We start from the raw sequence: 26,672 nt of genomic DNA on the forward strand, positions 1-26,672 counted from the left end.
CTGAACATCATTGTCGGGTGATGATAGCGACACGCCAGAAACAGGACTGTCCGCAGCCTTAAAGAAGGTGAGGACCCGCATACCAAGGGGTTTCAATGTATCAGTTTTCCTACGCGGAAGTGGCTCAGGACACGGCGGTCGATGCGCGCGAGCGCGAGCGCCAGGCCTTTGACCACTCGATCGCGCTTCTCGAGAAAGCCGAGAAGAGCGGTCCGCGAAGCCGTGATGCGATCGAAGCGGTCTACATCACGCGTAGCTTCTGGGCGATCCTGATCGAGGATCTAGGTAGCGCCGAAAACGGACTTCCTGAAGAGCTTCGCGCCGAACTCATTTCCATCGGCCTCTGGATCATGGCCGAGGCTGAGTCCATCCGCGTCGGCAAGTCGACGAACTTCCAGGGGATCATCGAGATTTCCCGCCTTATCCGCGACGGTCTGAATTAATGTCTACGCTCAGGATATCCCTGCGCGCGGGCGAGCGCATCTTTGTGAATGGCGCCGTTATGAAGGTCGATCGCAAGACGACCCTCGAATTCCTGAACGACGTGACCTTTCTTCTCGAAAGCCACGTCATGCAGGCCGAGAACGCGACAACGCCCCTGCGCCAGATCTATTTCGTCGTGCAGATGATGCTGATGGATCCGGCCAACCAGGATGGGCCGAGGGCGGTCTTCAACGACAGCCTCGCCCGGATGCTCAAGACCTATTCGAACGGGGACATCCTTGAGGGCCTTCTCGAAATCGAGGAGATGGTCGGGCGAGGCCGGGCTTTCGAGGCGCTGAAGCGTCTACGTTCGCTGATCCCGGTCGAAGATGAAATTCTCGGACGGCCGGAAAGCGGCGTCGTCCGTCCCGCCGCACCGCGAGTTATCAAAAGTGAAAATCAGAAACTCCGCATGGCGGCAGGAGGCATGTCATGAGCGTTGACGCTGTAGGGGCCACCCAACAGGCACAGACGATGTCCGCACAGAGCGGTATCACCAAAGGCGGCGCGTCCGAAATGGACTACGACGCCTTTCTTCAGCTGCTCGTGGCGCAGATGAAGAACCAGGACCCGCTCAATCCGGCGGCGTCCACCGAATATGTCGCGCAGTTCGCGACCTTCGCCAATGTCGAGCAGGCGATCCAGACCAACAACCGTCTTGAAAGCATGATGACCGTCTCGGCGCTGACCCAGGCTGATGCCCTGATCGGACGGACGATCATGTCGGCTGACGGCACGACGAGCGGAACGGTAGCCAGCATCCGCTCCGTGGATGGCGGTATCCAGGCGACGACCTCGAGCGGTGATACGATCATGCTCGGCAACGGCGTTTCGGTGGCCTGACCGCCGCGATTGCATATCGAGCCGAGGCTTTTGACAGCGAAATTCCCGGCTCCTGACTTCGAATACGGCGACCATGATGGTCGACCGGCCAAGCTATGAAGGCTTACACCCATGAATCAGGCTGACGCGATCGATATCGTCCAGGAAGCGATCTGGACAATTATTACCGCATGCGCACCTGCGGTCGGCGCGGCGATGGCCGTCGGTATCGCCATCGCCCTGTTCCAGGCCCTCACCCAGATCCAGGAAATGACGCTGACCTTCGTGCCGAAGATCCTGGCGATCTTCGTGGTCATCGCGGTATCGGCCTCATTTACCGGCGCGCAGGTCTATGCGTTCACGCAGGAAGCCTATGGCCGGATCGAGTCCGGCTTCGACGTCAGCCCGTAAAGCTCAAATCTTTCGGCTTCGGTAAGGCTGACATCAGTCTCCCCTCTTAAGACATCTTTAACGTTTCCCCGCGGCTGCCATGATGGCGGTCGCGAGGGTTTCGAGGATCATTTCGGAAGGGCTCTCGAATGGACGAGACCATCGATTTGCAGATCGAGGACGAGACGAAGAAGAAGGGCGGCATGATGCCCCTGATCGTCGCCCTCGGACTTGTTACCCTGATTGGCGGCGGCGGTGGCGCTGCGATGGGTGTGCTGCTGAGCGGCGGATCGAGCAGCGAGGAGGCAGCGCCTCCCGCTGAAGAACACGCCGAAGCGCCGGCAGAGGAAGAGCAGGCGGCCGAGGCGCACGGCGAAGACGGCGAGGAGAGCATCTCCGAAATTGCCCAGGCTGAGGAAAAGCCGCTTCGCATCATCGAGCTAAATCCGGTCCTGACGAACCTTTACAATCCAGCCACGTCCTGGATCCGGATCGAGGCCGCGATCATCATGAAGGACGACGCCGAGACCGATCCCGCGATTCTTGCGGCCGAGATCGAGGCCGATACCCTGGCCTTCGCACGCTCGCTTCAGATTGCCCAAGTCGAAGGCACGCGGGGCCTCCTGCATCTCAGAGACGACCTGCGCGAACGCGCCAAACTGCGCTCGCCCGCCGTTGTCGACTATCTCATCAAGGCAATGGTCGTCGAATGAGACCCTCGGTTTCGCGTGCGGCCCTTCGGCTCGCTATCGTTCTTCTGGGCCTCGTCGGCCTGGCGACCGCGGCCAATGCCCAGATGGCCGACCCCTCCAGCCTTGCAGACCTGATACCCCAGGGTGATGGCACGATTTCGGGCCGCATCATCCAGCTCTTCGGTATCGTCACCGTGCTCTCGATTGCGCCGGGCCTCCTCGTCATGGTGACGGCCTTCACGCGCATCGTCATCGCGCTGTCGATCATGCGGACCGGTCTCGGCCTTCAAACGACGCCGGCGAACCTCATCATCATCTCGCTCGCGCTGTTCATGACCTTCTTCGTCATGTCGCCCACCTTCGACCGGGCGTGGAACGACGGCCTTCAGCCGCTGCTGGAGAACGAGATCGACGAAGAGGAGGCGTTCTACCGGATCGCCGATCCGTTCAAGGAATTCATGCTGACCCAGGTGCGTCCGTCGGACCTTCAGCTCTTCGGCGACATTGCCGCTGTCACCGGTCGCGATCGTTTGCAGCCGGAAGAGCAGGGCGCTTCCGACGAGCGCGAAGTCGAGCTTCGCGTGCTGATTCCCGCCTTCATGATCTCGGAACTGCGGCGCGGCTTCGAAATCGGCTTCCTGATCGTGCTGCCATTCCTCGTCATCGACATGATCGTCGCCACGCTGACCATGTCCATGGGCATGATGATGCTGCCGCCGACCATCATATCGTTGCCGTTCAAGATCCTGTTTTTCGTCCTGATCGACGGCTGGAATCTGCTGGTGGGATCGCTGGTACGAAGTTTCTTCTAGCGGCGGCATCCGAAGGCACGGCGCGGCTATTATGACCGCCGCATCGCGCCGTCAGACTTCCAAAACTTCCTGGAAGGCATCGGGGTGGGTCTTTCGGGCGGCGTTCTCGTCGATGCGGAGCAGGGCTTCGTAGGACTGCGGGTCGAACGGATGTTCTGCCGGCACGATCTCCCGGTTGAAGAGCCATGAGATGCGCCCCGCATCGAGATTGCCGCGCTCGAACGGCTCGTCGCCGAACATATGCCAGATGGCATGCAGGAAGGCGGTGTCCGCAAGCTTTTCGGTGGACGTCCGATCGTGGAAACGCTTGCGTTCGATGATCTTCGTCGCGCCCTTCGGGTTCGCCCGTCGGACCGTGAACTGGAAGCCCGTGCCCGGCAGGCCGGACGGAAAACCGCGATGCTTGGTCATGGGCGGGAGTTTCGGCATGGCTCGGCTTTCGTCGTACGGCGTATTCTGGATGATGCGAGTGTAACGCCGTCACCTTCTAATGCGCATTGCAGGTCGCCGGAAGACCGATTGCGATCGAGCAAATTCCAAACTTGCCTGTGCAGGCTTCGAAAGGCGTTGTCGGAATTCAATCCGACCAAGCGTCTCCGTCCGATTGAGAATGCGATTATGCCGGAACCCATGTTCATCGATCGGGTGTCCGCCGCTCTCCTGCCGAAAATATTACTATTATAAGTCAACTTTGTTGCTACTTTTAACGATTTCCTCACAGTTTTGACAACTACTCTTAAGTCCATCGTGTTGATCGCAATCAGCGAAAACGGGTCGGCCCGTAGCGTTCTCAGTGCTCTTCGGGTCGAAGCTCTGCCTGGAGGCCGCCGCCGTGTCATTCTTTCGCAAACGTTCCAACGCCGAGCGTCGCGAGGCATCGCCGGCTGTTCCCGATGCGCTTGCCGCCTTCGCCTCAATGGCCGTGCCGGCCTTCGTCCTCGGACGGGATGGGGCCGTGGCGATGTGGAATCCGGCCTGCGAGGCATTGACTGGCCTCAAGGCTAAAGACGTCATGGGCACGAAGGACCACTGGAAGGGTTTTTACGCCGCAGCCCGTCCATGCCTTGCCGATCTGGCCTTCGGCAAGAATCCCGAAGCCGTCGCCGCACTCTATGCCGCTCAGGAACGCTCCCTCGACAGCGCCAATCTTCGCGCCCAGAACTGGTGCGATCTGCCCTGCGGCAAGCGCCGCTATCTTCTGATCGACGCCTGCCCGATCTTCGACGAAGCCGGCGAGATCTGTGCCGTCGTCGAGACCCTTCAGGACATGACGGTGAACGAGGAAGCAAGGCTCGCGGCGATCGCGCAGAAAGAACAGCAGACAGCCGTCGTCGGGACGATCGGAACGGCGCTCAAGGCGCTGGCGTCAGGTGAGCTCGCGACGCGCATCGACACCGATTTCCCGGGCGAATACGAGGTGCTCCGCCGCGACTTCAATGCGGCCGTCGGCGCCCTCGCCAGGGCCATCGTCGCCGTCAGCGACAAGGCAGAGGGTATCCGTACCGGCTGCTCCGAACTCGCTGCGGCCGCAAGCGATTTTGCGATACGCACGGAGCGCGAAGCGGCGAACGTGGAGGAAGCGGCGCACGAGGTCAGCCGGATCAGCACCGCCGTGATCGAAACCAGCAGTGGTCTGGTCAATGCGCGCCGGGTCATTGCGCAGGCCCGCGCTGATTCCGCCCGCTCGGAAGAGGTCATTCAGCAGACTATCGCTTCGATCAAGGCGATCGAAGCTTCTTCCGACAAGATCGCGCAAATCATCGGCGTCATCGATGAGATCGCCTTCCAGACCAATCTTCTTGCTCTCAATGCTGGCGTGGAAGCTGCAAGGGCAGGTGAGGCGGGGCGCGGATTCGCGATCGTCGCCCAGGAGGTGCGGGGCCTGGCCCAGCGCTCGGCCGATGCCGCGCGCGAGATCAAGACCCTGATCACCAATTCCAGCGAGGAAGTTGCCGACGGCTCGCGGCTCGTCGGCGAAACGGGGACCTTCCTGAAGGCTATCGTCGAACAGGTTCTGGAGATCGACACACTCGTCGTCGGCCTTGCAGGAGCAGCCGAAGATCAGTCCACGCGCATCAAGAAGGTGGATTCAAGCGTCTCGGATATCGACCGCATGGTCCAGCAGAACGCGGCCATGGCGGAAGAAACATCCGCGGCAAGCCAGAGCTTGACGGATGAGACCAACGACCTGACGAGTTTGCTCTCCCGCTTCAGCACCTCGGAGTCCGGCGCTTCCCACAGGGACAGGCCACGATCGCACCGGTACGACTACGCAGAAAGCGCCGCGGCCTGAGGGGTTCGGCGCGGATAAACTCGTAGCTCCGTTGCCACCGACCGGCATAGAAAACTGTCGAGCTGAACGGCGTCGGGACCTGCCGTATCGTTCCCGCACGCCGGTGACTATTCCGCTGGGTAATTGCCTTGGTGGTCAGTGACCGTTCTCAACGTCCGACTCAAACAGTCCTCGACAAATTTATTTGCCCCCGGTTCCTTCCGTCTGAGTCGCATGCCGGTATAGGGAACGCCCCGCGCGGGTGATTGCGCCGGTGCGAATCGAGAGATTGCGACAAGGACGTTTTCAGATGGCCGTAGGTGATAGAATTCGGGCCCGAGCACCTACTCAAGTGGTTCGGCAGCTTGCTCTGACCGTCGTCCTTATCCTCGTCGCAATGACGCTTTCTCATATTCCGCTGCCGGGGCTGAAGATTTCAGCCGATCCTATGAATTTCGAGACTCTCGTTCGCGCGGCATCGGTCGTCACAGTGGCCGGCGGCGCATGGATGCACGCGTACCTTGTTGTCCAGACTTTGGCATTGGCGCTGCCGCAAAGGGTCAGCCGGTTTTTCGCCAATAACGGGTTTGTCGATCCATTTGCGCGCTCCGTCGTCATTTTCGCGATACCGATATCGGTCATGCAGGCAATCGGCATCGTTGCCGGATTGGAATCGTCTGCCAATTTGACATTCGTGTTTCCGGACTATGCTTTGTCGACGGTCATCATCGGTGCTACCGGTGGGATGATCATCTGGATCACTCTCGGCTCACTGATCGAACGCATGGGGACCGGGGGCGGCTTCTGGCTGCTGCTCGTCATCAACCCCCTATCGTCGCTTGTTCCCAATATTGGCAGTGCGTTCGAGTTGCTAAGAGCGGGTGTACTGCCCGCGAAGACGTTGCTCCTTTCTCTCCTTGCCTATCTTGCCGTGTTCTGCGGCGTGACCCTCTTATTGCTCGCGCGCAGAAATGATGGATTGACTCGAGCCGAGCCGATTGTTCTTCCGTTGTTTCTCGGCAGCTTCGTCTACTGGATTGTTTTGCCAATTTTGGTGCCAGCGTCCGGAGAATACGGCCAGCCGACGGTGTTGTACGGCCTTCTTTTCGCAGCGTATGGCACTCTGCCTGTTATCGGCACGGCAATCGCGACCGCGCTGGTCGCGCTGCGCTTTGCTTCGTTCGAGAAGGCGTGGAGACAATTTCCGTTCGTCGCAATGTTCCTCGTTGTCGTCGGCCTCGCCGTGGAAGTTGCGTTAAGGTATGGCATCTATGCGCCGATCGATGCAGCCAACACCGTTCTCGTTGCGGCTATTGCGGTCGGTGCGATCGTCGGTGTGCGAGAACGCATGTCCAGCATCTAGAACGGCTTGGCACGACCGCCCTACCGCAGCAGGATGACCTGAATATCCGCAACATTGGTCCCGGTCGCGCCAGTCTTGACCAGTGCGTCGGCGGCGTCGAGGGCGGGGTTGGAGTCGTTGTCCGTCAGCTTGCTCTGAGGGTCGAGGCCGGCCTCTCGCATCTTGCCGAGGGTCTCGCGGTCGACGATCGCGCCGGCTGCGTCCGTGGGGCCATCGCGGCCGTCCGTGCCGCCCGATAGGAAGACCCAGTCGCCTGTGATCGGTTCGTCTTCGGCGAGCATGGCGAAGCGCATCGCCATTTCCTGATTGCGGCCGCCCTTGCCGCTGCCCTTGAGGACGACCGTTGTTTCGCCGCCGGCGATGACAGCGATCGGCTTGCCGCCCGAGGAATGGTTGTTCAGGAGTTCGCGCAACCGTTTGGCGGCGTCGGCGACGTCGCCGTCAAGCCAGCCTTTCACGCGGTCGGTGAGATAGCCCATTTCTTCGGCTGCCGACTCCGCCGCATCGCAGCTGAGAGTGTTGGAGCCGATGATGACGGTCTCGAAATCCTGCGAGGAAAAATCCTGACTGTCGCCGGTTTCGCGAAGCCGGGCGAGGACGGCTTCGGGGAGCTTGTCCTGGATGCCGTAGCGCTCAACGATTCCGAGGGCGGCTTCAGGCGCGTCTGAAGAGGGGGCGCTTGGACCGGAGGCGACCGATTTCGGATCGTCTCCAGGTACGTCGGAAAGGATGAGGGACAGGACGCGAGCCGGCGCGGCGCGTTTGAGAAGCCCGCCGCCTTTCAGGCGCGAAAGCTTGCGGCGCACCGTGTTGATCTCGTCGATCGGTGCCCCGCAGCCGAGGAGCGCATCGTTGACGGCGATCTTGTCTTCGAGCGTCAGGCCTTCGGCGGGTGCGGTGAGAAGCGCCGAACCGCCACCCGAGACGAGGACGAGCACGAGATCGCCTTCTTCCGCGCTGTCGGCCGCCGCCTCGATCGCTTCGGCGCCCTTTTCGCTGCCTTCGGTGGGCGTCGGATGGCCACCGACATAGGTATCGACGCCTGCGATCACCCTGGCCGCATCCTGCGTGGTGACGGCGACGCCGGCTTTCAGCTTGTCCTGAACGTAGGGGAGGGCCGCTTCCGCCATCTGCGTAGCGGCCTTGCCGAAGGCGATGAGGACGATCCCTTTCGCGTCGAGGATCTGTTCCTGCCGATCCCGAAGCGCGGCTTCCACCGCGCTCGCCGGATCGGCGGCCTCGACAGCGCGTTTGAAGATCGCCTCGGCATCGGCGCGAAGCGAACGCTCGCCCTGCGGTTCCTGCGTCTCGGACATGGGCTTCAGGCCACCCGGTCGCCGGGTTCCTTGCCGGCAAAGAAGGCTTCGAGATTGTCCATAACGCGCCAGCCCATGGCATCGCGTGTCCATTTGGTGGCCGAGCCGAGATGAGGCAGCATGACGGCGTTGGTCTCGAGAAGCGGCGGCGGGATGATCGGCTCGCCCTCGAAGACGTCGAGGCCGGCACCGGCGATCGTGCCGTTGTTGAGGGCGTCGGCGAGGGCCTTGGCATCGACCACCTCACCGCGCGCGGAGTTTACCAGGATCGCGGTTGGCTTCATCATTGCAAGCCGCTCGGAGTTGATGAGGTGGTAGTTCTCCTTGCCGCCCGGCATGTGCAGCGAGACGACGTCGGCTTCCTTGAGGACGGCCTCGATGGAATGGCGGGATTCAGCGTTGGTCGCTGCTGCCTTCTCAGGTGCGACGGGGAAGGCGTCATAATAGATGACCTTCATACCGAACCCGTGATGGGCGCGCTTGGCCGCTTCCTGGCCGATGCGGCCGAAGCCGAGAACGCCAAAGGTGCCACCGGAAATCTTGGTGCCGATCATGTGGGTCGGGCGCCAGCCGGTCCAGTTGCCGGCGCGCAGTTCGCGCTCACCCTCGCCGGCGCGGCGCGCGGCCATGAGCATCAGCGTCATGGCGAGATCGGCGGTGCATTCGGAAAGGACTTCAGGCGTATTGGTGACGACGATGCCGGCCTTCTTGGCGGCGTCCGTGTCGATATGGCTGAAGCCGACGCCGTAGCTGGCGATGATCTTCGTCCTTGGATCCGTGACGTCGAGAACCGAGGCGTCGACCTTGTCGGAGACTGTCGGGCAGAAGGCGTCGTACTCCATGAGCGCCTGACGCATCTCGTCGGCCGACATCGGCTTGTCGTTCTCGTTGAACGTGACGTCGTAGGTCTCTGCGAGTTTCGTCTCGACGGCTTCCGGCCAGCGGCGCGTCACCAGTATCTTCGGCTTGCTCATGCGAATCCTCCTCCCGAGTGCTGACAAGAAAGGGCGGATGGCGCGGGTTGTCCATACCCGCGCCCCGCCGATCCTGCCGTGTCTTTTCGTTGCCGCGTCAGGCGGCCTTCTTCGTTCCGATCATTTCCTCGACGACTTCGCCGAAGGCGGAAGGGTGCGGGACGACATTGATGCCGCACTTCTTCATGATCTCGATCTTCTCGGCCGCCGACTCGCCCTCGGTGGAAACGATGGCGCCGGCATGGCCCATGCGCTTGCCCTTTGGCGCCGAAGCGCCTGCGATGAAGGCGGCGATCGGCTTTGACATGTTCTCCTTGGCCCAGTGGGCGGCTTCGGCCTCCTGCGGGCCACCGATTTCGCCGATCATCACGACGGCGTCGGTATCCGGATCGGCCTCGAAGAGTTCGAGACAGTCCTTGAAGGAGGAGCCGTTGATGGGATCGCCGCCGATGCCGATCGAGGTGGAGATGCCGATGCCCTTCTCCAGCATCTGGGCGGCCGCTTCATAGGAGAGGGTTCCCGAACGCGCGACGACGCCGATGCGGCCGGACTTGTAGATATTGGTCGGCATAATGCCCATGAAGCCCTGATCGGGCGTGATCATGCCCGCGCAGTTCGGCCCGAAAAGGCGCATCTTGTCGGACTGCTTGTAGCGGCGCATGTAGCGCTTCACGCGCATCATGTCCTGGGCGGGGATGCCGTCGGTGATGCAGACGCAGAACTTGATGCCGGCGTCCGCCGCTTCCATGATCGAGTCCGCCGCGAACGGTGGCGGCACGAAGACGATGGAGGCCTCGGCCCCGGTCTCCTCGACCGCACCACGAACCGTATTGAAGACCGGCAGGTCGAGATGCATCTGGCCGCCCTTGGAGGGCGTCACGCCGCCGACAACGTTGGTGCCATAACGGATCATGTCCTCGGCGTGGAACGTGCCGATCTTGCCGGTGAAGCCCTGGACGATGACCTTGGTATCCTTGGTGAGTAGTACTGCCATGATGTCCTCCCTCAGGCGGCTTTCGACGAGCCGGCGTTCTTCCACGCGGCGACGGCTTTTTCCGCACCCTCCTTGAGGGTGTCGGCGACGATGATGTCTTCGCCGGAATCGGCGAGGATCTGCTTGCCCTTTTCGACATTCGTGCCGGCGAGGCGGACGATGATGGGCAGGTCGACGCCGACCTCCTGCTTGGCCTTGATCACGCCTTCCGCGACCCAGTCGCAGCGGTTGATGCCGGCGAAGATGTTGACGAAGATCACCTTCACGTTCTCGTCCTGAAGGACGGCGCGGAAGCTCTTCGCCACGCGGTCGGGGCTCGCGCCGCCGCCGATGTCGAGGAAGTTCGCCGGTTCGCCGCCCGCGATCTTGATCATGTCGAGGGTCGCCATGGCGAGGCCCGCGCCGTTGATGATGCAGCCGATCTCGCCGTCGAGGCCGACATAGGAAAGGCCGCGATCGGACGCGAAGGTCTCGCGCGGGTCTTCCTGGCTCTTGTCGCGGAGTTCGGAGATTTCCTGCCGGCGGAAGAGGGCGTTCTCGTCGAAGCTCATTTTGGCATCGAGCGCCATGACGCTCCCGCCACCCGTGATGACAAGAGGATTGATTTCCAGCATCGAGGCGTCGTGGTCGCGGAAGGCTCGGTAGCAGCCGAGGATCGTGTCGACCATGCGGTTCACGACCTTGTAGTCGAGGCCGAGATTGTAGGCGATCTCACGGGCCTGGAAATCCTGAAGGCCGTGTCCGGGATCGACCACCGTCTTGATGAGGGACTCCGGTTCCTTGTCGGCGATCTCCTCGACTTCCATGCCGCCGGAAGAGGAGGCGATGATCATGATGCGCTCGGCCTTCCGGTCGAGCACGAAGCCGAGATAGAGCTCCTGCGCGATGTCCACCGTCTCCTCGATATAGAGGCGGTTGACGAGCTTGCCCTCAGGGCCGGTCTGGTGTGTGACGAGGCGCTTGCCCAGCATATCCTCGGCGGCCTCTTTCACCGCCTTGTCGCTGTCGCAGAGCTTCACGCCGCCGGCCTTGCCTCGGGCGCCGGAATGGATCTGCGCCTTCACCGCCCAGCGGTCGCCGCCGATCTCGCTCGCACGATACGCCGCCTGTTCGGGGCTGTAGGCAAGGCCGCCGCGTGGCAGGTTCACGCCGTGCCGGGCGAGAAGCTCCTTGGCCTGATATTCATGGATATCCATGTCATGTCTCCCTTGTCGTGGCTGCTCAGCGCGCGTTGATCGCTTCGTGCATTTTCAGAACGTTCTGGGCCATGCGCTCGGACGCGGCGTCGATCATCTTGCCGTCGAGGGAGGCCGCGCCTTGGCCCTTGCCTTCCGCTTCCTTCAACGCTGCGAGGATCTTGCGGGCCTTCTCGACCTCGGAGTCCGGCGGCGAGAAGACGTCGTTGGCGAGCTTGATCTGCGAAGGATGGATCGCCCACTTGCCCTCGATGCCGAGGGATGCCGCACGGTTGGCGCCATCGACGAAGCCTTCGGGATCGGAGAAGTCGCCGAAAGGTCCGTCGATCGGGCGAAGGCCGTATGCGCGGCACGCGACCGTCATGCGCGACAGGGCGTAGTGCCACTGGTCGCCGGGATAGTTGGGGTTGAGGCCGCCGATATTGGTGGTGCGCGCCTTGTTGAAGGCGGCATAGTCGGCGACGCCGAAATGCAGGGCCTCCAAGCGGCCGCCATAGGCTGCGATCTTTTCCACGTTCGCCATGCCGAGGGCAGTCTCTATCAGCGCCTCGATGCCGACCTTTGTGTCGTAGCCCTTCGCCATCTCGATCTGATTGACCATGGCCTCGACCATGTAGATGTCGGAGGGGTTGCCGACCTTCGGGATCAGGATCGTGTCGAAGCGATCGCCGGCCTGTTCCATGAGGTCGACGACGTCGCGATACATGTACTTCGTGTCGATGCCGTTGATGCGGACGGAGACCGTCTTGTTCTTGGCGCGCCAGTCGATGTCGTTGAGGATCTGGATGATGTTCTTGAGCGCCTTTTCCTTGTCGGGCGGCGCGACCGCGTCCTCGATATCGAGAAAGACGTAATCGGCCTCGCCCTCGGCGGCCTTTTCCATCATCGTGACGTTGGCGCCCGGCACGGCGAGTTCGCTTCGCTGAAGCCTGAATTTCCGTAGATTGTGGAGCTCGTGGCTCATGGGCTTCTCTCCCTTTGAATATGATTGGCCTCAGGCGATCGCGGTTGCGCGGCTCGCTTCGCAGGCGGTGGACTGTTCGATGGCGGGGGCGAACCTCGGCCGCTGAGAGCGGTTATCGTTCGTCGAGCTGGCGCAGGTCGGACCGGAAAGCTCTTTGAAGTCTGTCGCGCTATCGCTCGTCTCTGCCGCTTCCGCGGCTTTGCGAACAGGCTGCGGCACGGTCATCGGACGCGGTCGAAACAGCTGTTTATGACCGGTCATTGCAAGTCCTCCCAGCGACTTCAACATGCCGGGAAGTATCTCGCCTGGCCCTCTGCGATACAAGGAAGGGACGGATAGGAACTTGACTGGTTCCGGGTAGGAAAACCTACCCGAATGAGATGGCTCTTTTCTCTGTTCGACTTCCCGAGCGATCTCCGTGAAACCGTCGACAGGGCATAGGGTCGAGTCGATTTCTTTCGCGCCGCAGCAAACAGGCTCGCGCTCTATCAGCGTTGTTCGTTCAGCCAGACCGCGACGGCCATAGCCCGGTTCTGGACATCCAGCTTCTCGTAGAGATTCTTCAGGTAATATTTGACCGTGTTCTGCGAGATGCCTGTTCGGGCCGCGATCTGAACATTCGTCCAGCCAAGGGCGAGCATCGAAAGGAGCTCGCGCTCGCGTACGGTGAGCTTGGAGATAGCCGTGTCGTTGACGGAGGTCAGATCGAGGAACGGGATGCAGATACGCCCGTTCGCGACGGCAAGCAGCGTGTCGAACAGCACTTCCGGATCGTCGAACTGGTAGCAGAAGCCGTAGGTGCCGAGGCGGACGGCCTGGCGCAGAATCACCATGTCCTCTTCCGCCGAGAAGATGACGACGCGCGGCGGCTTTTCCTTCTCCTTCAGCTTGATGAGAAGCGAAGCGCCGTCCATGTCGGCAAGGGTCCAGCCGACGACGACGATGTCGAAATCGGGATCATCGGAGCGTCGGAGGATTTCCGCGCCACTTTCGGCGGTTCCGGTGAACGCAAATCGATCGTCCTTGCCGATCAGATGCTTGAGCGCTGATACGACGAGCGGATTGCGCTCCGCCAGCAGGACCCGGATCGGTTTTTCGGCAGCCATGTTCCTCCCATGCCGACTCTCCGGAGGTGCCAATCCGGAGCGTCGTATTTCGTTGGCAGTCTAGTGAAATTCCAAGCTGCAGGTAAAGCCCCGCGCGACCTGAAATCGATCGTTTCGGCACCTTATCCCGTCCAGCCGAGGCCGGCGGACGTGCAGTGGATCGAGAGGAGCAGCGCGTCGAGCGTGCGCGGATCGCTGTCCTTGACCTTGTCCGTCTTGCGCACGCGCGACAGGAGTTTGACCTGAAGATCGTGGACGCCGGTCAGCTGCGGGGCGACGCGATCGATCTGGCGCTTGTGGACGGGGAAGCGCTCGGACAGATCGTTGGCGCCCGTCACTGCGATCAGCATCTTCTTCGTCAGCTCATATTCGGCCTCGATCTTCTCGAAGATCGCATTGCGCACAGTCTCGTCCTCGACAAGGGCCACGTAGTCGCGGGCGATGTCGAGATTGCACTGGTAGTGCTGCTTCTCGACCTCGTCGACGATGAGGCGGAAGAGGCGCGAATTGCGGAACATGGACCTCAAGAGATTCATGCCGTTTTCGCCGCGAACCCGCACGAAGCTGTCGAAGGCCGTGCCGATGCCGTACCAGCCGGTCATCAGGTGGCGGTTCTGGCTCCAGGCGAAGACCCAGGGGATCGCGCGCAATTCCGAAAGATCCTTCGGACTGCCGCCGAAGCGGCGGGCCGGACGCGAGCCGATATTGAGGAGACCGAGTTCCTCCACGGGGCTTGCCTGATTGAAGTAATCGATGAAGCCCTCGGTGCCGATGAGATCGGCATAAGCCGTCTGGGAAAGGCCGGAGAGCGCCTCCATCGCCTCGTTGAACTCGGCGTTGGCCTTCAGTTCTCGTTCGTGCGGGCTCTTCAGCGTGTGGGCGAGAACGCTCGCGGTCAGGATTTCGAGGTTGTGGAGTGCCGTGCCCTTGTTGGCGAACTTCGAGGAGACGACCTCGCCCTGCTCGGTGAGGCGCAGGGCCCCGTCTACGGTCTCGGGTGGTTGGGCGGCGATCGCGCGGCCCGTCGGCGCGCCGCCGCGGCTGACCGAACCGCCGCGGCCGTGGAAGAAGGAGACCTTGACCCGGCGCTTGACGCCGATCTCGTGCAGCGTGCGCTGGGCCTTTGACAGCTCCCAGTTGGAGGTGAAGAAGCCGCCATCCTTGTTGGAGTCCGAATAGCCGAGCATCACCTCCTGACGGTCGCCGCATTCGCGCAAGGAGCGACGGATCGCAGGGATGGAGATCATCTCGTCGAGGATGTCCGGCGCGGCTCGCAGGTCGTCGATGGTTTCGAAGAGCGGAACGATGGCAAGTGTCGTCGCGGCGCTCGGATCGTCGCCGGCGGTGATGCCGCCCCAGCGCGCGAGCAGATGGCAGGCGATCATGTCCTCGGCCGATTCCGTCATCGACAGGATGAAGGCGCCGATCGAGCGGTTGTCCTTCGCCTTGGCCTCGCGCATCACCCGGAAAAGATTGACGGTTTCCTGTGCGTCGTCGGAGAGTTCGTGGCCCTTTATATCGGGCTTGGCGTCGCTTCTCAGCGCTTCGCGGAGGCGATCTCCCCAGCCTTCGCTGCCCTTTTCGATCTTCTTTTCATTTTCGACGCCGAGATTGAGGAGTTCGGCCACCACCTTGTTCACGATCGTCGCGTTCTGGCGAATATCGAGCGCGGCGGTGTGGAAGCCGAACGCTTCGAGCTGCCAGATGAGCGGGCGCACCAGCCGTTCGGCGACAGCGATGGCGCCGATCTCCACGAGGCCCTGATTGAGCGCCAGGAGCTCGCCGCGCATTTCGGCCGGGCTTCGATAGGATGTCGCGGCGCTTTCGCGCTTCTCGCCGTTCTCGTCGGCGAGGGTCGCCTTGAGGCGGGCCCGGATCGCGCAAACGAACTGGCGGAACGGCTCATTCGGGTTTCGATTGGCGATGCAGTCGCGTTCGCCGCTCAAGTCCATCGCGCTGTCGAGGGCCTCGCGGAAAGTCTCCGGGATGGTACAGACATTGGTCGAGACGCTGAGTTCGACGGCGAGGCGCTGGAGCGGCGCGATGTAGGATTCGAGTGCGGCGCGGCGGTATTCCTTGAGGGATGCATGCGTGAGATCGGCCGTGACGAAAGGGTTGCCGTCACGGTCACCGCCGATCCAGGTCGAAAAGCGCAAATTGGGCGAGACAGGAGCGGCGTTTTCCGGCGCATGGCGCCTGAGCGCGGCCGAGAGGACGTCGCCCAGCTTCGGCACGGTGTCGAACAGGATTTCGCGGAAGAAATGGAGGCCCCAGGCGACCTCCTGATCGACGGTGGGCTTCTCGAGGCGCAGTTCGCCGGTGAGCCAGAGAAGCTCGATCTCCCCGCGCAACCGGTCGATCAGCTCGTCGCGCTCGCGCGGCGACCAGCGCTGCTGCTCGGCCTCCGTCAGTGTGCGGTAGATGCGGCGGTGGATTTCGAGGACGGTGACTCGCTTGGTCTCGGTCGGGTGGGCCGTCATGGTGGGGCCGACGCGAAGTCCGCCGAGGATGCGTCGGATTTCTTCGCCGCTCTGGCCGTCTGCCATGCACTCGCCGACGACATTGGAGAAGGAACCGAGGATCGCGTCCGCGCTTCCCTTGCGCTCCACAGCGCGGCGGCGGCTGGTTGCGGTGTATTCCTCGGCGATCGCAAGGAGCTGGAACCAGGCGGCAATGGCCTGCAACCCGTCGAGCCAGAGGCTTTCGTCGAGGTCGCGCACAGACATCGAGCCGTTGACGACGCGGGCGAGGTCGGGATGGCGGCGCCGGACGACAGTGCTCAGCTGAGCGAGCAGAAGCCCGCGAATGCCCTGGCCGTTCGGCTCGAAGCCGGCGTCGGCCATGGCGCTCTCACGGGTTCTTGCGCGCTCGGCCGGAGCATCGTCGTGCTGGCTTTTCAGTTGAGCATTGCTCATGGCGGCTTCCTCCCGAATGGTCGAACCCGGCTGCCCTCCCGGCAATCGGATGCGGACGTTTTCCACATCGATAAATCGATTGAAAAAGCGCGTGGTGTTCAGTTTTGGAAGAAAGTGGCGTTTCCGCAAGGGAGGGCCGGGGTATCAACCACATGGCGGCTGGGTAGAAAATGTTCTCCGACCGGTTGATGGTGCCCAGCCGGCGCGATCACCCCTCAAGGACCGCGCCGAACGGGGTATTGCCTAGCCGGCAAGCGCTTTCGGCCCCTCTACGAAATCTGTCTTGAGGGAGTCGGCGACTGCCCGGTTGGTGATCTTGCCGCGATGGACGTTGAGGCCGGCCATCAGGTGCGGATCGGTCTTGAGCGCTTCGAGGCCATTATCGGCAAGCGCAAGGCCGAAGGGCAGTGTCGCGTTGTTGAGGGCGTAGGCCGAGGTGATCGGCACGGCGCCCGGCATGTTCGCGACGCAGTAGTGAACGACGCCCTCGATCTCGAAGGTCGGCTCGGCGTGGGTGGTGGCCTTCGAGGTCTCGAAGCAGCCGCCCTGATCGATCGCGACATCGACGAGAACCGAGCCGGTTTTCATGGAGGAAAGCATGTCCCGGGTGACGAGCTTGGGTGCAGCCGCGCCGGGGATGAGAACCGCGCCGATGACCAGATCGGCCTCGAACACGCATTCGTCGATCGCGGTCGGGGTCGAGAAGCGAGTCATGACCCTGCCTTCGAAGAGATCGTCGAGTTCTCTGAGGCGCGGGATCGAGCGGTCGAGGATGGTGACTTCGGCGCCAAGGCCGATCGCCATCTTGGCCGCCTCCTTGCCGACGACACCCCCGCCGATAATCGCGACCTTGCCCGGCGCGACGCCCGGAACGCCGCCGAGCAGGATACCGCGCCCGCCATGGGCCTTTTCGAGCGCCCGCGCGCCGGCCTGCACCGAAAGACGCCCAGCGACCTCGGACATCGGTGCGAGGAGGGGCAGCCCGCCGCGCGGATCGGTGACCGTCTCGTAGGCGACGGCGGTGACGCCGGACCCGATGAGACCCTTGGTCTGTTCCGGATCGGGTGCCAGATGGAGATAGGTGTAGAGGATCTGGTTCTCGCGCAGCTGCGCCCATTCCTGCGGCTGCGGTTCCTTGACCTTCACCACCATGTCGGCGCCGGAGAAGACATCGGAAGCGCTGCCGACGATCTTTGCGCCGGCGGCTTCATAGTGCGCGTCAGGTGCATCGATGCCGCTGCCGGCTCCGGTCTCGATGATCACCTCGTGGCCGTGAGCGACATATTCGCGGACGGCGGCGGGCGTGAGGCCTACGCGATATTCGTGGTTCTTGATTTCCTTTGGGCAGCCGACGCGCATGCGAGGTTCTCCTGGCAAAACGAAAGGATAGGCCGGAATTGCGGCACCGTCGAATTGTCGCGCGGGTTCGCGGCGTCCAGAGGCGCGAGGAAACCGGTGTGTTCGTCAGAGGAGGGGGCCGACGAGCCGCGCCATGTTTTCCAGGAGACGCTCCCGCCGCCGCCGCGAACGCCATTCCTGAAGACCGAGACGATCGCTCTGGGCCATATAGCCCGCCTGAATGCGCTCGAGCATCGCATTCGCTTCCTCGCCGTGCAGGATCAGGCTGATTTCGGCATTGAGGGTGAAGGAGCGCACATCGGCATTGCTCGATCCGATGACGCCGACGCGCCCGTCGATCGAGACGTTCTTGGCGTGAAGCAGGCGATCGCGATAACGGTATATCGTGATGCCGGCGGACATCAGCTCGTCGTAATAGGAACGCTGGGCAAAACTGACGAGGCGCTGGTCGGCGATCCGCGAGACGATGAGGTCCACCGTCACGCCGCGCGCGACGGCGTTCTTGAGTGCGATCAACAGGGCCTCGTCCGGGATGAGATAGGGTGAGACGATGACCAGCCGCTCGCTGGCGCCATGGACCAGCTCCACCAGCAGGCGTTCGAATCCCGGGACGTCGAAGTCCGGGCCGCTGGGCATCGCCTGAAGCGCTGCATCGCCTGCGGCTTCGGGGATTTCGATGGGCTCGAGTTCCTGCCGGGTTTCCAGATACCAGTCGCTTGCGAAGACCGCTTCGAGCGCCGCGACGACCGGACCTTCGACGCGGGCCACCAGTTCGTCGTTGACGATGCCTGGCCGAAAATCGCGGTCGACGATATTCTGGGAGCCGATGAAGCCGACCGTTCCGTCGATGATGCAGAGCTTGCGGTGGTTGCGCAGATCGCCGCGCGCGCGGCGGAGGGCCGCGAGGCGCACGGGTAGGACGAGCCTCGCCTCGATCGAGCGAAATTCCAGCATCGCGATGGTACGCTCCGCCCAGGTGCGCGAGCCGAGTGCGTCCAGCATCACGCGGACTTTGACGCCGCGCTTTCTCGCGCGAGCAAGGGCTTCCGCGACGCTTTGGCCGGTGCGATCGTCGGCGAAGATATAGGTGAGGAGATGGACCGTTCGTTCGGCGCCGTCGATCTCGCGAATGAGGGCTTCGATCGTCCCGTCGTAATGGGTGTGGAAGTCGATGCGGTTTCCGCCGCTGACAGGAAATCCGCCGAGCTTTTCGGCAAGGCGTGAGATCGGCGTTCGGGTCGCGCCGCTTTTCCCCAACTCTGCGCCGATCGTGTTCCGCATGACCTCGGTCGCCGCAAAACGCTTGCGCCGCCAGGTCGGGAAACGGGCCCTGCCCAACAGGCGATAGGCGACGAGCGCCGGAATGGGCAGAAAGAGGACGAGCAGCAGCCAGGTTCGCGCGGCTTCCGGCGGGCGGCTCATGGGGATGACGACGATCATCACCAGCCGAACCGCCCATTCGCAGAGCAGATAGTAGAGGGCGAGGCTGGAGGCGTCGAACATCAGGCTGGTGCAGGCTTACGGTTGGAGACGGGCGGCCCCTACGAAATCGCGATCACGGGTGTAGCGCGCCACTGGGTTTGGCGAATTTGTCATTCGTTTTGGCAGTAAACTGAAATCCGAATTTAAACCTCATTCGGCATCACCTTGTCTTACCCATCAAACACCCTCGGCTATCTCGAAGAGCTTGGGACGAACATGACGGCTCACTGCAATACCGAGGAATGTCGGCACTGCCGAAAGAGTGTCCTTCAGTCGCTCATCTCGCACTTCGGGCGCGATCAGGTCTACGTCAATGAACCTCTGCTGGAGCGGTCGATGCGCTGCTCGAAATGCGGCGGGCGGAGGGTGAAGCTCTTTCTAGAGGCCAACACGGGCGGTGACGCCGCAGATTCGGCACCGAAAGAGCCCAAGCCGTTTGCCCACCTCCAGCCGAAGACAGACCGAACTTAAAAGGCCGTATTTGCGGTCCTTATTCGCTCGACGGGAACATTTGTCGAACCGGTGGGTTTTTGCAGAAGTCCAACACCGGGCTCACGCTAAAGGAGCCCGCATGCCGACATTTCCAAAAGCCAACGATCGTCTAACCATCCTAAGCGAGTTTGGAACTGACCCAGGATCTCTGCGGGCGGGCACCTATATTCCCAAGAATTTCCCGAACAACGGTCCGCTTGTCGTCGTGCTACACGGCAGCAGTCAGTCGGCGGAAAGCTATGACATTGGATCAGGCTGGTCTACACTTGCCGACGAATGCGGTATAGCGCTCCTTTTTCCGGAGCAAAGAAAGATCAACAATCCTCTCCGCAGCTTCAATTGGTACAAACTTGGCGATAGCTACCGCGACGGCGGCGAACCACTTTCTATTCGTCAAATGATCAGTCAGGTCGTGGATAATCACGCCATTGACCCCTCGCGCGTCTTTATCACGGGGATGTCCTCAGGCGGTGCCATGACGTCTGTAATGCTGGCGACGTATCCGGAAGTTTTCGCGGGAGGCGCAATTATCGGCGGGCTGCCCTACCGCACCGCGAACACTGTGGCGCAGGCGATCTTTCGCATGAGGGGTTATCAAGGTCCGTCGGACCGCAGCCTCGACGCGGCTGTGCGTAAAGCCTCGAAATTCAACGGTGTCTGGCCAACAATTTCGGTTTGGCATGGCAGAAGCGATACGACCGTCGACATTTCCAACGCTGATTCGATCGTCCGACAGTGGCAGAAAATTCACAAGGTCGAAGGGGCACCGTCTCGGGTGGAGGAGGTCGATGGTTGCCCTCGACAGATCTGGTGTGACGCGGGCGGGCGGGTGTTAATTGAGGAGTACATCATCCCAGGAATGGGTCACGGCACGCCGTTAAAAGCCATGGGAGACGATGGCCTCGGGCAAGAAGGCAAGTATATGCTAGAAGTTGGTATTTCCTCGACTCGCCGCATCGCAGATTTCTGGGGCCTCACACATTAGGTGACTATTTCCGGCTGTTTTCCATTAGCATTACACAAGAGAATAACGCTTAATTCTGCTTCAGGGTGGCAGCGGATCAATGCGCTTTTAGCGAATCCAATGCGAAATTAAAAGCAAGGTGGCTATGAACACATACGTTCCGCCTTTTTCCCGCACAAGCACCGATATCTCGTGTTGGTCGCCATCGGGAAGCACGTCGCCAGCCAATCCCGGCAATGTCTCGATTGCTTTTTTGCGGATGTCGGCATCTGAAACGCAAAAAACACCGACGCTATCGCGGCTGATCTTATCGTTATCTCTGACGTCAAAGAAATAAGTATTCATGATAGTTCCTGACTTGCGACAAATTAATAATAAAGCGCCTGTTTATAAATAAAACCATTATGCCGTAATGTTAGTGATCAAATGTTAATAAGCGGCCCTTTCGAGGAATACACGACTTGTTGCTTGAAGGCGCCTCAGATGGAGGTAATCGTCTTTAAACTCCGCAAATTCCATGAGCGCTTTTGGATTACAAACGGTCATCTGATTGCGCTTCCGCGTGATAAACCCCATTTCAGTGAGCTGCATCAGCACACGGTTCGCGTGAACAATCGTGACGCCGAGGGTTTCACCGATTTCGGATTGGGTGATGGGCAAATGAAAGCTGTTGTCTTCGACGAGGCCTACGCTTTGGAGCCGAACCATCAGCTCGCATAACAGGTGAGCAACTCGGCGGTCGGCGGGCCGGGCACCGAGGCCAACAATCCATTCCCGTAAAATCGCTTCGTCCACCAGCGTCGCCCACCATAGAGCACGGGTAATGCTGGGATAGTTTTCAGTCAGGTCGAGAACCGTCTCGTAGGGTATATAGGCGACGGTAGAGGGCCCTAACGTGGCAATGGAATGATCCATCTGCCCGAGAATTGCGATATGAAGGTCGCAAAAGTCACCTGGGATCAGATAAGCCATGATCTGGCGGTGCCCATCGGGCAGTAGTTTATACCGACAGGCAAAGCCACTCATCATGAGGTGGACATTTTTCGGGCTTTCGCCTTCTTTGATCAGATCCTGCTTCCGTGTGATCAACCGGCCCGACGAGCCGATCTCGTCAAGCATTCGTCGATCAGAATCAGTCAGATCGACAACCTGCTCCAGTTTTCTGACAAGAGGATTTTCCAAATTTAAAACTCCCGGAGACCGTCACGGATCAAAGGCAAAGAGATTTCACCTCATTGGTCCTGATGATACCACTAGAAATTCTGGAAATATAAAACCTAGGTTATAGATTGAAGGTAATTATTCGGACATTCTCTCTCCAAGCGGAGACTCACAATGTCGAATTCCATGCAATTCCTCGTAACCGAAGCCATCCGTCGCGTTCAATCAGCCGGCCTTGTTCTTTTGGTTGACGATGAAACGCGCCGGATCGCATGCGAACTGAATGAGAATGATGCTTCTCATCATCAGATGATCGCGACAATGCTTACGACCGCAGCCTGCCAAGAAGGGGTCGGCATGCGCTTGGAGCGCAACGTTTCCACACTCACGACATCCAGTCTGCCGGTGCGATAAATACGGCGCTCGTAAGACTGACCTGTCAGTGGCGCTAAACGATCCTGAATGAAACAGAATGCGGTGCTTCCGTTCCATATAATGCAGATTGGAAACAACATAACGCGCGCGCAACGAGGCGCAACTTGAATGTCCTAGAAAGTCGCAATCGAACTTCGCTTGATCCATAAATTCTAGGCATTTTGAGCCTACCGCCAGAAGATGCGCTAGTGGCGCAATTTGAGTTTGGTTCGGGACCGCCATTCAGCGCAGCTCAACACTGGTCTCAAAGCCGGCCTGTAAATCCTCAACGCCCGTGTTCCTAAGCTTATCATGCGTCTGCAGCGTCAGCGTAAAATGCGGTTTGTAAAGTGCCCGATCGCGATCGCGTATTGCCCAGGAGCGGCGCTCTTTCGCCAAACCGAGTGTCAAACCGCTCGACGACTTCCCCTGTCCGATCGCTCCCCAAACCCTTTATCTTTCGACGTTTTCGCGAAATCCCGTATATTTCCGCTTATTCCCGCCTGTCGCCATACCCAGTGTCAGACAACAGCGGGGCCGCGCGAAAATCATGACGACTTTACCCGATCCTCGCTTCCGCCCACGAAGACGGCAAACTTTTGGGTCGCCTGGAATTTCGAGCATATGATGACCAGCATCGCAGTCAGAGGAACCGCGAGGAGGCCGCCGGCCACACCCCAGAGCCAGCCCCAGAAGAGCAGCGACAGGATGATGGTGATCGGCGGCAGGGATACCCCCTTTGACTGGAGCATGGGATAGACGAAGTTGCTGATGACCAGCTGCAGGATGACGAAGCCGGTAAAGACGACAAGCGGCATCACCCATCCGCCATACTGGATGAAGGCATAGAGCGTCGGCGGCAGGATGCCGATAATATTGCCGATCACCGGAATGAAGTTGAGCAGGAAATTCAGGATACCCCAGATCACGGCGAGATCGAGCCCGAGCGCAAACGCCCACGCAAAGGATGCGACCCCGGTGATGAAGCTCGTCAGCGTCGTCATGGCGAGATAGCTGCGCAGGCTGTCGGCCATCTCAGTCACGGTCTGCGAGATCACGCGGTTGTCGCCGGTCTCGTATTCCTGCCGGAACTTGTAGGCGAGCTTCGGAACCTCCGGAAAGCCGAGGATCACGATGACTGAGACGACGCCCATATAGCTGAGAACGGTATAGATATCGCCAAGAATTGTGCGGCTCATCGCGAGCACCCGCTCGAACGAGCCGATCTCGTCGGGCAGGACCGGCAAGTTGTTCTCTCGCGCCCATTGGGAATAGTTCTCGAAAACCGCTTCGAATTCCTGCTGCCGTTCGACGAAGTTCTGCGCGACTTGCGTCAGGGCATAGAAGATGATGCCGAAGAAGAGGAGCAGGCCGAAGATGAGAACGACTACCGTTATGGCATAGCTCAGTGTGGGCGGGCCGAGGCGGTTGGCCCAACGCTTGATCGGCCAGGCCGAGGCTATGATGCAGAACGAGACGACGATGGGCATGAGAACGGGATAACCGATCTTCACCGCCGCGACCGTCAGAATGATCGCGATGATCACGAGCAGGCGGTTTCGCATCAGGTCGGGCTGCATCGGCTCTCCACGTCAAGCGTCTTCGCGCCCATCATGACGGCGCGTTGAAAAAACCGCCGAAGCCGGAGGCCGGTCTACGACCTTCCGAAGTTCGGACGGCCACGAAATCCTTGCCCTTCGTTATCCGCAACGGTTCGAAGCGCCGCTGGTTGCGGAGGGAATGGCGAACGTTCTTTCGCCGACGAAGATCTTTTTGCGGCATTGGCCGGCTGAGGACCGCGCGTGGTTGGTGTCAGGCCAACCAGCCTGGGAGCCCATGAGGGGCCCGGCCTGTGACCGCAGCCTCGACGCAGCCAGCGAGACTTGCGAGCCGCACTGCACAGCCCGAAAGAGCCGGTCCGTAATGGGCGTATTTGCCTGAATTGGTGACGACGGCCCTCGCGTCGACCGGAAACAGCGGCCGGACGATCGAGCACCAGCAGAGATCGGTATGAACCCGGACACCGGCCTGTTCGAGGCGGGCGAGAACGCCTTCTTGTTCCAGCTCCGTCTTCACGGCATGCCCGAGTGTGACGATCAGCACGACGCTTGCATGAATGCGCCGTCCATCGAGTGCTACGGCCAGCCGGCGGCATTCCTCAAGCGAGGCATGCGGGCTGCCGATCGCGACGAGATCGATCGCGTCCGGGCCGCTGTTCAGCTTGACCAACGCTTCGGCAAAGTCCGAGTGGCCGATCTTGTGATGGGGCACGTCTGCGACCTCGAAGTCCTCGGCCTCTGGCGTCACGCCGGCAATGTGCAGCATTGGGGCGGAAGACGTGGTTCCGAAGGCAGCGCAGAGCGTCTTCAGATCGTCCACGGTAGGCCCGCTCTGCTCGATCCCGCGGATAAGGGGAATGCGGTCCGGCGATTTGAGACCGGCGAGATAGCCGATGAGCGGCCAGATGAGGTCATCGGCGCCCTTGGGCAGATCGATGTCGACCACGGTCCCTGGTCGGCGGTTGTCGTCGAGATAGACGCCGGAAAGAGGCGCACGGCCGGTGATCGCAGTGCAGAGATCGAGGAAGTCGGGATGCTTTTCGGTGCGCGCGCCGAGCACGCTGTTGGCATAGATGACGGCGTTCGATTCCGACCAGGCGATATCTTCGCCGAAGCGCGGCGGGCCTTCGAGGAGGTAGGGCGAGCAGGTGAAGCTCGGCTGGCAGCCCAATTCGACATAGCAGTCCGCGAGGCGCTGGGCGGGTTTGCCGAAATCCGACGCGATGCCCTGCGTGCGCCAAGCCCCATGTTCGACTGAGATCGCGTTCATCGTCGTCGGGATTGAGACCCTTGCGCCAAGCCCCGCCATTCGCTCGGCGAAGGTGAGGTTGGCCGGGCTCGCATAGATGCAGCCGTCGATATGGGCGCGGGTGACGTCGAGGAGTTCGCTCGCGCCCTGTTGTCGGGCCATGGCGCAGATGATGCGCATGGCGATTTGCGCGGCCTCGCCCTGTTCGCCGCCGAGTGTGGCTCGGTCTTCGGTGGTCAGGGTGAGCGGTTCGTTTGACGACGGATCGAGCGGATGGGAGCTGCTGTCAAATGCGATCGCGTCGGGGGCGATCTGGATGGTGCTCGCGGCAGAGGCTGCTTCGTAAGCCTCCCGTCCGAGCCGCACGACCGGGATGATGACGCCAAACATCTCCGCCGCGACCAGTGCGCCAAGAGTGAGGACATCCTCCGGTCCCGCAAACACGAGTGCGGTCGGCGCCTTGCCGGCGAGGGCGAGATCGAGAAAGACGCCCGAGCCGGAACAGGAGCCCCGGCTCGTCGGCATGATTAGGACCTTTCCGCACACGGTCTCGCCGTTTTGCGGGTGGTGCACGTCAACAATTCGTCCGTCCATGGGATCGACGCCACCCCAGAAGCTCAAGGGCTCGTCGAGCGCGAGGACGTCGCCTTGACCGCGGCCGGCGAGAATGTTGCGGAAGGCGGTTCCGCTCACAGGACGCTGAAGCCGGCGGCGAACGGGTCGCGGTCGTCGATGAAGATCGTGTTGATTCCGGTCTGCCGCGCCCAGCCGGCTATGGAGGGGACGATCGCGGAATAGTCGCCGACGGTCGTCGCGGCCTCGACGCGTCCCCGGAAGAGCGAGCCGATGATCGACTCGTGCACGAAGTCGTCGCCGACCTTCAGCCTGCCCTTCGCCGCGAGCTGCGCCATGCGCGCCGAGGTGCCGGTGCCGCAGGGGGAGCGGTCGATCGCCTTGGCGCCGTAGAAAACCGCGTTGCGGGCATGGGCTTCGGGGTGTTTCGCTACGCCAGTCCAGAGAACATGGGTTAGACCGGCGATCTCCGGATGGAGCGGGTGGACGAACTCGTATTTCGCATTGAGCGCTTCCCGAAGGCGTGGCGACAGGGCGACCAGATCGCCGGCTGAGAAGTCGCTCATGTCGCGGAATGCCTTTTGCGGCTCGACGATGGCGTAGAAATTGCCGCCGTAGGCGACGTCGACGGCAAGCTCGCCGATACCCTCGACCTCGACGGTGAGGCCTTCGGAATGAAGAAAACCCGGCACATTTGTGAGCCGAACCTCCTCCACAAAACGGCCATCCTGGCGGTAGGCGATGTCGACCCGGCCGGCCGGTGTTTCGAGCGCGAGCTTGCCGGGCTCACGCGGACTGATCAGGCCGTTTTCCAGCGCCATGGTGACGGTGCCGATCGTGCCGTGGCCGCACATGGGGAGGCAGCCGGAGGTCTCGATATAGAGGACAGCGACGTCGCAATCTTCGCGCGTCGGCGGGTAGAGGATCGCGCCGGACATCATGTCGTGGCCGCGCGGCTCGAACATCAGGCCGGTGCGAATCCAGTCGTAGTCGCGGATGAAATGGGCGCGCTTTTCCAGCATGTTCGCGCCCTTGAGATGAGGACCGCCACCGACCACGAGCCGCACGGGATTGCCGCAAGTATGGCCGTCGAGACAGGAAAAGGTGTGGTTGGCCATGG

26 protein-coding genes are annotated in these 26,672 nt (G+C 61.2%); 10 read left to right on the forward strand and 16 right to left on the reverse strand.

The window, feature by feature from the left end:
- Nucleotides 1-95: 95 nt before the first annotated feature.
- From flaF to fliP, 6 genes are all read left to right on the forward strand, one after another.
- A complete protein-coding gene (gene flaF / locus ABRA89_RS12265) occupies nucleotides 96-443 on the forward strand; it encodes a flagellar biosynthesis regulator FlaF (protein WP_349941768.1) in 348 nt (115 codons plus the stop codon).
- Nucleotides 443-919 carry a flagellar biosynthesis repressor FlbT gene (flbT, locus tag ABRA89_RS12270; RefSeq protein ID WP_349941769.1) on the forward strand — a complete coding sequence of 159 codons (477 nt, stop codon included), beginning with the start codon at nucleotides 443-445 and terminating at the stop codon, nucleotides 917-919. Before flaF ends, flbT begins: the two co-directional genes overlap by 1 nt.
- Entirely contained in the window at nucleotides 916-1,326 is a 411-nt protein-coding gene (flgD, locus tag ABRA89_RS12275) for a flagellar hook assembly protein FlgD (RefSeq protein ID WP_349941770.1), read from the forward strand. The genes flbT and flgD overlap by 4 nt, the downstream gene beginning before the upstream one ends.
- A 111-nt stretch (nucleotides 1,327-1,437) precedes the next feature.
- Entirely contained in the window at nucleotides 1,438-1,716 is a 279-nt protein-coding gene (fliQ, locus tag ABRA89_RS12280) for a flagellar biosynthesis protein FliQ (protein WP_349941771.1), read from the forward strand.
- 128 nt (nucleotides 1,717-1,844) lie between these two features.
- On the forward strand, nucleotides 1,845-2,408 hold the full coding sequence (locus tag ABRA89_RS12285) for a flagellar basal body-associated FliL family protein (protein ID WP_349941772.1): 564 nt from the start codon (nucleotides 1,845-1,847) through the stop codon (nucleotides 2,406-2,408).
- On the forward strand, nucleotides 2,405-3,199 hold the full coding sequence (gene fliP / locus ABRA89_RS12290) for a flagellar type III secretion system pore protein FliP (RefSeq protein WP_463671290.1): 795 nt from the start codon (nucleotides 2,405-2,407) through the stop codon (nucleotides 3,197-3,199). Before ABRA89_RS12285 ends, fliP begins: the two co-directional genes overlap by 4 nt.
- A 51-nt stretch (nucleotides 3,200-3,250) precedes the next feature.
- Here the strand turns inward: fliP and ABRA89_RS12295 are convergent, their stop codons facing one another.
- Complete coding sequence (locus tag ABRA89_RS12295) at nucleotides 3,251-3,628, reverse strand: hypothetical protein (protein ID WP_349941773.1); 378 nt, start codon at nucleotides 3,626-3,628, stop codon at nucleotides 3,251-3,253.
- Between the two features lie 403 nt (nucleotides 3,629-4,031).
- Between ABRA89_RS12295 and ABRA89_RS12300 the strand changes: the two genes are divergently transcribed.
- Entirely contained in the window at nucleotides 4,032-5,492 is a 1,461-nt protein-coding gene (locus ABRA89_RS12300; protein WP_349941774.1) for a methyl-accepting chemotaxis protein, read from the forward strand.
- A gap of 289 nt (nucleotides 5,493-5,781) precedes the next feature.
- On the forward strand, nucleotides 5,782-6,834 hold the full coding sequence (locus ABRA89_RS12305; protein WP_349941775.1) for a hypothetical protein: 1,053 nt from the start codon (nucleotides 5,782-5,784) through the stop codon (nucleotides 6,832-6,834).
- Between the two features lie 20 nt (nucleotides 6,835-6,854).
- Here the strand turns inward: ABRA89_RS12305 and ABRA89_RS12310 are convergent, their stop codons facing one another.
- The 10 genes from ABRA89_RS12310 to ABRA89_RS12355 all read right to left on the reverse strand — a co-directional run bounded on the left by ABRA89_RS12310 (nucleotide 6,855) and on the right by ABRA89_RS12355 (nucleotide 19,161).
- The gene (locus tag ABRA89_RS12310) at nucleotides 6,855-8,150 is read right to left on the reverse strand and encodes a glycerate kinase type-2 family protein (RefSeq protein WP_349941776.1); all 1,296 of its coding nucleotides are present in this window, start codon (nucleotides 8,148-8,150) and stop codon (nucleotides 6,855-6,857) included.
- A 5-nt stretch (nucleotides 8,151-8,155) separates the two neighbouring features.
- Nucleotides 8,156-9,124 (reverse strand): 2-hydroxyacid dehydrogenase, encoded by a 969-nt coding sequence (locus ABRA89_RS12315; protein WP_349941777.1) that lies wholly within the window; start codon nucleotides 9,122-9,124, stop codon nucleotides 8,156-8,158.
- A 97-nt stretch (nucleotides 9,125-9,221) separates the two neighbouring features.
- A complete protein-coding gene (sucD, locus tag ABRA89_RS12320; RefSeq protein WP_349941778.1) occupies nucleotides 9,222-10,118 on the reverse strand; it encodes a succinate--CoA ligase subunit alpha in 897 nt (298 codons plus the stop codon).
- An 11-nt stretch (nucleotides 10,119-10,129) separates the two neighbouring features.
- Nucleotides 10,130-11,314: a malate--CoA ligase subunit beta gene (locus ABRA89_RS12325; RefSeq protein WP_349941779.1), complete on the reverse strand. Its 1,185-nt coding sequence runs from the start codon at nucleotides 11,312-11,314 to the stop codon at nucleotides 10,130-10,132.
- A 25-nt stretch (nucleotides 11,315-11,339) separates the two neighbouring features.
- Nucleotides 11,340-12,278 carry an HpcH/HpaI aldolase/citrate lyase family protein gene (locus tag ABRA89_RS12330; RefSeq protein ID WP_349941780.1) on the reverse strand — a complete coding sequence of 313 codons (939 nt, stop codon included), beginning with the start codon at nucleotides 12,276-12,278 and terminating at the stop codon, nucleotides 11,340-11,342.
- A 30-nt stretch (nucleotides 12,279-12,308) separates the two neighbouring features.
- A complete protein-coding gene (locus tag ABRA89_RS12335; RefSeq protein WP_349941781.1) occupies nucleotides 12,309-12,539 on the reverse strand; it encodes a hypothetical protein in 231 nt (76 codons plus the stop codon).
- A 227-nt stretch (nucleotides 12,540-12,766) separates the two neighbouring features.
- Entirely contained in the window at nucleotides 12,767-13,384 is a 618-nt protein-coding gene (locus ABRA89_RS12340) for a response regulator transcription factor (RefSeq protein WP_349941782.1), read from the reverse strand.
- A 122-nt stretch (nucleotides 13,385-13,506) separates the two neighbouring features.
- Nucleotides 13,507-16,299, reverse strand: coding sequence for a phosphoenolpyruvate carboxylase (locus tag ABRA89_RS12345; protein WP_349941783.1), 2,793 nt, complete (start codon nucleotides 16,297-16,299; stop codon nucleotides 13,507-13,509).
- Between the two features lie 243 nt (nucleotides 16,300-16,542).
- Complete coding sequence (gene ald / locus ABRA89_RS12350; RefSeq protein WP_349941784.1) at nucleotides 16,543-17,658, reverse strand: alanine dehydrogenase; 1,116 nt, start codon at nucleotides 17,656-17,658, stop codon at nucleotides 16,543-16,545.
- A 105-nt stretch (nucleotides 17,659-17,763) separates the two neighbouring features.
- Entirely contained in the window at nucleotides 17,764-19,161 is a 1,398-nt protein-coding gene (locus ABRA89_RS12355; protein ID WP_349941785.1) for a phospholipase D-like domain-containing protein, read from the reverse strand.
- A 550-nt stretch (nucleotides 19,162-19,711) separates the two neighbouring features.
- Here ABRA89_RS12355 and ABRA89_RS12360 point away from each other — a divergent pair.
- The gene (locus ABRA89_RS12360) at nucleotides 19,712-20,617 is read left to right on the forward strand and encodes an extracellular catalytic domain type 1 short-chain-length polyhydroxyalkanoate depolymerase (RefSeq protein ID WP_349941786.1); all 906 of its coding nucleotides are present in this window, start codon (nucleotides 19,712-19,714) and stop codon (nucleotides 20,615-20,617) included.
- 87 nt (nucleotides 20,618-20,704) lie between these two features.
- On the opposite strand, the gene ABRA89_RS12365 is transcribed toward ABRA89_RS12360, so the two are convergent.
- A complete protein-coding gene (locus ABRA89_RS12365; protein WP_349941787.1) occupies nucleotides 20,705-20,941 on the reverse strand; it encodes a DUF6894 family protein in 237 nt (78 codons plus the stop codon).
- Nucleotides 20,942-21,025: 84 nt separating this feature from the next.
- The gene (locus ABRA89_RS12370; RefSeq protein WP_349941788.1) at nucleotides 21,026-21,778 is read right to left on the reverse strand and encodes a Crp/Fnr family transcriptional regulator; all 753 of its coding nucleotides are present in this window, start codon (nucleotides 21,776-21,778) and stop codon (nucleotides 21,026-21,028) included.
- Nucleotides 21,779-21,931: 153 nt separating this feature from the next.
- Between ABRA89_RS12370 and ABRA89_RS12375 the strand changes: the two genes are divergently transcribed.
- A complete protein-coding gene (locus ABRA89_RS12375) occupies nucleotides 21,932-22,171 on the forward strand; it encodes a hypothetical protein (RefSeq protein WP_349941789.1) in 240 nt (79 codons plus the stop codon).
- A 548-nt stretch (nucleotides 22,172-22,719) separates the two neighbouring features.
- Here the strand turns inward: ABRA89_RS12375 and ABRA89_RS12380 are convergent.
- From ABRA89_RS12380 to ABRA89_RS12390, 3 genes are all read right to left on the reverse strand, one after another.
- Nucleotides 22,720-23,751 (reverse strand): AI-2E family transporter, encoded by a 1,032-nt coding sequence (locus ABRA89_RS12380; RefSeq protein WP_349941790.1) that lies wholly within the window; start codon nucleotides 23,749-23,751, stop codon nucleotides 22,720-22,722.
- A gap of 232 nt (nucleotides 23,752-23,983) precedes the next feature.
- Nucleotides 23,984-25,672, reverse strand: coding sequence for a cis-3-hydroxy-L-proline dehydratase (lhpI, locus tag ABRA89_RS12385; RefSeq protein ID WP_349941791.1), 1,689 nt, complete (start codon nucleotides 25,670-25,672; stop codon nucleotides 23,984-23,986).
- Entirely contained in the window at nucleotides 25,669-26,670 is a 1,002-nt protein-coding gene (locus ABRA89_RS12390; RefSeq protein WP_349941792.1) for a 4-hydroxyproline epimerase, read from the reverse strand. The genes lhpI and ABRA89_RS12390 overlap by 4 nt, the downstream gene beginning before the upstream one ends.
- Nucleotides 26,671-26,672 lie beyond the last annotated feature (2 nt).

It is taken from the genome of Fulvimarina thalattae, assembly GCF_040239565.1.
Taxonomy (GTDB): Bacteria; Pseudomonadota; Alphaproteobacteria; order Rhizobiales; family Rhizobiaceae; genus Fulvimarina.

Coding starts and splice junctions, on each gene's coding strand:
- flaF (WP_349941768.1), top strand. CDS start 96: ATGTATCAGTTTTCCTACGCGGAAGTGGCTCAGGACACGGCGGTCGAT.
- flbT (WP_349941769.1), top strand. CDS start 443: ATGTCTACGCTCAGGATATCCCTGCGCGCGGGCGAGCGCATCTTTGTG.
- flgD (WP_349941770.1), top strand. CDS start 916: ATGAGCGTTGACGCTGTAGGGGCCACCCAACAGGCACAGACGATGTCC.
- fliQ (WP_349941771.1), top strand. CDS start 1,438: ATGAATCAGGCTGACGCGATCGATATCGTCCAGGAAGCGATCTGGACA.
- ABRA89_RS12285 (WP_349941772.1), top strand. CDS start 1,845: ATGGACGAGACCATCGATTTGCAGATCGAGGACGAGACGAAGAAGAAG.
- fliP (WP_463671290.1), top strand. CDS start 2,405: ATGAGACCCTCGGTTTCGCGTGCGGCCCTTCGGCTCGCTATCGTTCTT.
- ABRA89_RS12295 (WP_349941773.1), bottom strand. CDS start 3,628: ATGCCGAAACTCCCGCCCATGACCAAGCATCGCGGTTTTCCGTCCGGC.
- ABRA89_RS12305 (WP_349941775.1), top strand. CDS start 5,782: ATGGCCGTAGGTGATAGAATTCGGGCCCGAGCACCTACTCAAGTGGTT.
- ABRA89_RS12310 (WP_349941776.1), bottom strand. CDS start 8,150: ATGTCCGAGACGCAGGAACCGCAGGGCGAGCGTTCGCTTCGCGCCGAT.
- ABRA89_RS12315 (WP_349941777.1), bottom strand. CDS start 9,124: ATGAGCAAGCCGAAGATACTGGTGACGCGCCGCTGGCCGGAAGCCGTC.
- sucD (WP_349941778.1), bottom strand. CDS start 10,118: ATGGCAGTACTACTCACCAAGGATACCAAGGTCATCGTCCAGGGCTTC.
- ABRA89_RS12325 (WP_349941779.1), bottom strand. CDS start 11,314: ATGGATATCCATGAATATCAGGCCAAGGAGCTTCTCGCCCGGCACGGC.
- ABRA89_RS12330 (WP_349941780.1), bottom strand. CDS start 12,278: ATGAGCCACGAGCTCCACAATCTACGGAAATTCAGGCTTCAGCGAAGC.
- ABRA89_RS12335 (WP_349941781.1), bottom strand. CDS start 12,539: ATGACCGGTCATAAACAGCTGTTTCGACCGCGTCCGATGACCGTGCCG.
- ABRA89_RS12340 (WP_349941782.1), bottom strand. CDS start 13,384: ATGGCTGCCGAAAAACCGATCCGGGTCCTGCTGGCGGAGCGCAATCCG.
- ABRA89_RS12345 (WP_349941783.1), bottom strand. CDS start 16,299: ATGAGCAATGCTCAACTGAAAAGCCAGCACGACGATGCTCCGGCCGAG.
- ald (WP_349941784.1), bottom strand. CDS start 17,658: ATGCGCGTCGGCTGCCCAAAGGAAATCAAGAACCACGAATATCGCGTA.
- ABRA89_RS12355 (WP_349941785.1), bottom strand. CDS start 19,161: ATGTTCGACGCCTCCAGCCTCGCCCTCTACTATCTGCTCTGCGAATGG.
- ABRA89_RS12360 (WP_349941786.1), top strand. CDS start 19,712: ATGCCGACATTTCCAAAAGCCAACGATCGTCTAACCATCCTAAGCGAG.
- ABRA89_RS12365 (WP_349941787.1), bottom strand. CDS start 20,941: ATGAATACTTATTTCTTTGACGTCAGAGATAACGATAAGATCAGCCGC.
- ABRA89_RS12375 (WP_349941789.1), top strand. CDS start 21,932: ATGTCGAATTCCATGCAATTCCTCGTAACCGAAGCCATCCGTCGCGTT.
- ABRA89_RS12380 (WP_349941790.1), bottom strand. CDS start 23,751: ATGCAGCCCGACCTGATGCGAAACCGCCTGCTCGTGATCATCGCGATC.
- ABRA89_RS12390 (WP_349941792.1), bottom strand. CDS start 26,670: ATGGCCAACCACACCTTTTCCTGTCTCGACGGCCATACTTGCGGCAAT.